1 protein-coding gene is annotated in these 4,510 nt (G+C 72.4%); it reads left to right on the top strand.

Going from position 1 to position 4,510, the window contains the following annotated elements; all coding sequences use genetic code 11:
* Positions 1-4,510 (top strand): SDR family NAD(P)-dependent oxidoreductase (locus ACIGWZ_RS39345; RefSeq protein ID WP_400072856.1); only part of this gene is annotated, 4,510 nt, incomplete at both ends.

Genomic DNA, 4,510 nt, shown 5'->3' with positions numbered 1-4,510 from the left:
CCCACCCCTGGCTCGCCGACCACGCCGTCGCCGGAACCGTCATCCTCCCCGGCACCGCACACCTCGACCTCGCCCTCCACGCCGCCCACCACACCCACCACACCCACATCGAAGAACTCACCCTCGAAACACCCCTCACCCTCCACGAGAACACCACCCTCGACCTCCAGGTCATCGTCGGACCGGCGGATCAGCCCGGGCGCCGCGCGCTCACCATCCACTCGCGTCCGGCGGGCAAGGACGAGGCCGACGAGGCGTGGACCCGGCACGCGACGGGTGTGCTCACCGAGACCGACGTGACCGAACCGGAGCCGCCCCTGCACCGGGCCACTCCGCCGGAGAACGCCGAGCCGATCGCGCTCGACGGTTTCTACGAGGGCATCGCCGAGCGCGGCTACCACTACGGCCCGGTCTTCCAGGGCCTGACGGCGGCCTGGCGGCACGACGAGGCGACGTACGCCGAGGTCTCGCTGCCCGACGACACCGAGACCGATGGGTTCGGCATCCACCCGGCGCTCCTCGATGCGACGCTGCACGCCGTCATGGCCGCCGGCATCGGCGCGGACGCCGACGGCGACGGCGCTCGGAAGGTCTTCCTGCCGTTCATCTGGACCGGCGTCACCCTGCACGCCTCCCCGGAGTCCCGGACCGTGCGGGTACGACTCGCCCTGCCCGGCACGGACCGGATCTCGGTGGACGTCACGGACGAGGACGGCCGTCCGCTCGTCACCGTCCAGGCCGTCGCGGTACGTCCCATCGATCCCGGCAAGCTCAGCCTCGGCGACGCCGGTGGGGACAGCCTGCATCACCTCGACTGGTCCACGCTGCCGCTGCCGACCGCGGATTCCGCCACCTCCCCCTGGGCGGTCATCGGCGACTCCCCCGTCGACGAGAGCGTCGCGGCCGTCCGCTTCACGGATCTGACCGCGCTGCGCGAGGCCGCCGAGGCGGCAGCCGCCGCGCCCGAGGTGATCGTGGCCGACCTCGGCCAGGCCACCGACCGCCCGGCCGAGGACGGCCCCGCCGCGGCGGCGCGTGCCCTCATCCAGCACGTGCTCGCCACCATCCAGGAGTACCTCGCCGACGAACGGCTCGCGGACGCGCGGCTGGTACTGCTCACGCGCGGCGCGGTGGCCGTCGGCGCGGACGAGGACGTCACCGACCTCGCCGCCGCGGCCGTGTGGGGCCTGGCCCGTTCGGCCCAGGCCGAACACCCCGGCCGTGTCCTGCTCGTCGACCTCGACGGCGCCGACGCCTCCCACCAGGCCCTCACCGCGGCCGTCAGTACGGCGGCCGCCACGGGAGAGACCCAACTGGCACTGCGGGACGGAAACGCCCACGTACCGCGAGTCGTACGCACCAAGCCCACCGAACTCGACCGCGTCGTCCCCTCGTTGAACACCGAAGGCACGGTCCTGATCACCGGCGGCACCGGCACCCTCGGCGCGCTGACGGCCCGGCACCTGGTGAGCGACTACGGCATCCGCCACCTCCTGCTCGTGAGCCGCAGCGGCCGGGAGGCACCGGGCGCCCTGGAGCTGGAGGCCGAACTCACCGCACACGGTGCACAGGTGACCATCGCGTCCTGCGACATCGGCGACCCGCGGGCCGTGTCCGGCCTGGTCGAATCGATCGACGCCGAGCATCCCCTGACCGCCGTCGTGCACAGCGCGGCCGCACTCGACGACGCCGTGCTCACCTCGCTCACTCCGGAGCGGCTCGACACCGTCCTGCGCCCCAAGGCCGACGCCGCCTGGCACCTCCACCAAGCGACCAAGAACCTCGACCTGGCCGCCTTCATCCTCTATTCCTCCATCGCCGGCACCCTCGGCAGCCCCGGCCAGAGCGGCTACGCCGCCGCCAACACCTTCCTCGACGCCCTCGCCACCCACCGCCGCGCCCAAGGACTCCCCGCCACCTCACTCGCCTGGGGCTACTGGGCCCAGGCCACCACGCTGACGAGCCGGCTCGACGAGACCGACGTGGCCCGCATCAACCGCACCGGCATCATGCCGATGTCCACGGACCACGCGCTGACCCTCCTCGACGCGGCCCTGGGCGTGGACCGGCCGCAGCTCCTGCCCGTCCGTTTCAACCAGCCGGTGCTGCGGAACAAGGCGACCGCCGGTGGTCTGCCGGCGGTCCTCTCCGCCATGGTGCCCATCCGGGCCCGCCGTGGCGCGCAGGGCGCCGACGCGTCCGGGCTCCGGGCGCGGCTGGCCGGGCTCGGCGAGCCCGAACAGCACGCCCTGCTCGTCGACTTCGCGCGTACACACATCGCCGCAGTACTGGGGCACGCGTCGCCCGACGCCGTGGACACCGAACGCGCCTTCCAGGACCTCGGCTTCGACTCCCTCACCGCCGTCGAGCTCCGCAACCGGCTCACCGCCGCCACCGGGCTGCGGCTGCCCGCCACGCTCGTCTTCGACCACCCGACGCCCACGGCCCTCGCCCGGTACCTGCGCGGCGAGCTGCTCGGAACGGCCGGACCGGCCGCCACGGTCCGGGCGGCGGGGGCGGCGACGGACGAGCCGATCGCGATCGTTTCCATGGCCTGCCGCTTCCCGGGCGGAGCCACGTCCCCGGAACGGCTCTGGGACGTGGTCGCCTCCGGCGCCGACGTCATCAGCGGGTTCCCCACCGACCGGGACTGGGACCTGGACGACCTGTTCGACCCCGATCCGGCGGCGTACGGCAAGAGCTACGCGCGGGAAGGCGGATTCCTCCACGACGCGGCCGAGTTCGACGCCGACTTCTTCGGCATCTCACCGCGCGAGGCGGTGGCGATCGACCCGCAGCAGCGGCTGCTGCTGGAAACCAGCTGGGAGACGCTGGAGCGGGCCGGGATCGACCCGACCTCGTTGCGCGGCAGCAGCACCGGCGTCTTCACCGGTGTCATCTACAACGACTACATGGCACGGCTGCCGAAGCGGCCGGAGGACATCGAAGGGTTCCTCGGCACGGCGGCGGCGGGCAGCGTGGTGTCGGGCCGGATCGCCTACACGCTGGGCCTGGAGGGCCCGGCGGTCACCATCGACACGGCGTGCTCCTCGTCCCTCGTAGCCATGCACCTGGCCGCGCAGGCGCTGCGCAATGGCGAGTGCACGATGGCGCTGGCCGGCGGCGTGACCGTCATGGCCTCGCCGACGACCTTCGTGGAGTTCTCGCGGCAGCGCGGTCTGGCACCGGACGGACGGAGCAAGTCCTTCGCCGAGGCGGCCGACGGCGCCGGCTTTGCGGAGGGCGTCGGGCTGGTGCTGCTGGAGCGACTGTCGGACGCCGAACGCAACGGGCACCAGGTGTTGGCCATGCTGCGCGGTTCCGCGGTCAACCAGGATGGAGCCAGCAACGGGCTGACCGCGCCCAACGGCCCGTCGCAGCAGCGGGTCATCCGGGCCGCCCTTGCCAACGCCCGACTGACGACCGGTGATGTCGACGTCGTCGAGGCGCACGGAACGGGGACGACGCTCGGCGACCCGATCGAGGCGCAGGCGCTGCTGGCTACCTATGGCCAGGACCGGCCGGTGGAGCGGCCGTTGTGGCTCGGGTCGGTGAAATCCAACATCGGCCACACGCAGGCGGCGGCAGGGGTCGCCGGTGTCATCAAGATGGTCATGGCCATGCGCCACGGAGTTCTGCCCCAGACCCTGCACGTCGACGAGCCCACCTCGCACGTCGACTGGGAAGCGGGCGCCGTCAGCCTGCTGACCGAGCAGACCCCGTGGCCCGAGGTTGAGCGGCCGCGCCGGGCGGGTGTCTCGTCGTTCGGCGTCTCGGGGACGAACGCTCACCTCATTCTTGAGGCGCCCCCTGTCGCCGAGCCGGTGTCGGAGGAGACCGTCGAGCCGGACACCAACCCGGTGTTCGCCTGGCCGGTCTCAGCGAAGACGGACGAGGCGCTGGCAGCCCAGGCGATGCGGCTGCTGACCCACGTCGCCGAGCGGCCGGAGCTCGAGCCCGCCGACGTCGGGCACTCCCTCGCCACCACCCGTGCGCACCACGACCACCGCGCCGTGGTCATCGGCACCGACCGGGACGAACTCACCGCAGCGTTGGAGGCTTTGGCCCGGGGCGAAGAACACCCCGGCCTGGTCAAGGGCGTTACGACCGGCCACTCGGGTAAGACGGTGTTCCTCTTCCCTGGACAGGGCTCGCAGTACCCGGGCATGGCTGCCGATCTCATGACCAGCTCCGCTGTCTTCCGCAACCACATCGAAGCGTGCGAAGCAGCGCTGTCCCGACACACCGACTGGTCACTGACCGAAGTCCTCTCCCAGCACCCCGACGCACCTGGGCTGGACCGCGTCGACATCGTCCAACCCGCACTCTTCGCCGTCCTCACCGGCCTCGCCGAACTGTGGAAGGCACACGGCATCCACCCCGACGCCGTCCTGGGCCACTCCCAAGGCGAAATAGCCGCCGCCTACACCGCCGGCGCCCTCACCCTCGACGACGCCACCACCATCGTCGCCCTCCGCGCCCAAGCCCTCGCCCGCATCACCGGCACCGG

The organism is Streptomyces sp. NPDC053427, assembly GCF_044544985.1.
Classification (GTDB): Bacteria; Actinomycetota; Actinomycetes; order Streptomycetales; family Streptomycetaceae; genus Streptomyces.
Note: the sequence above shows the minus strand (reverse complement) of the source record. Positions and strands in the feature narration are given on the sequence as shown.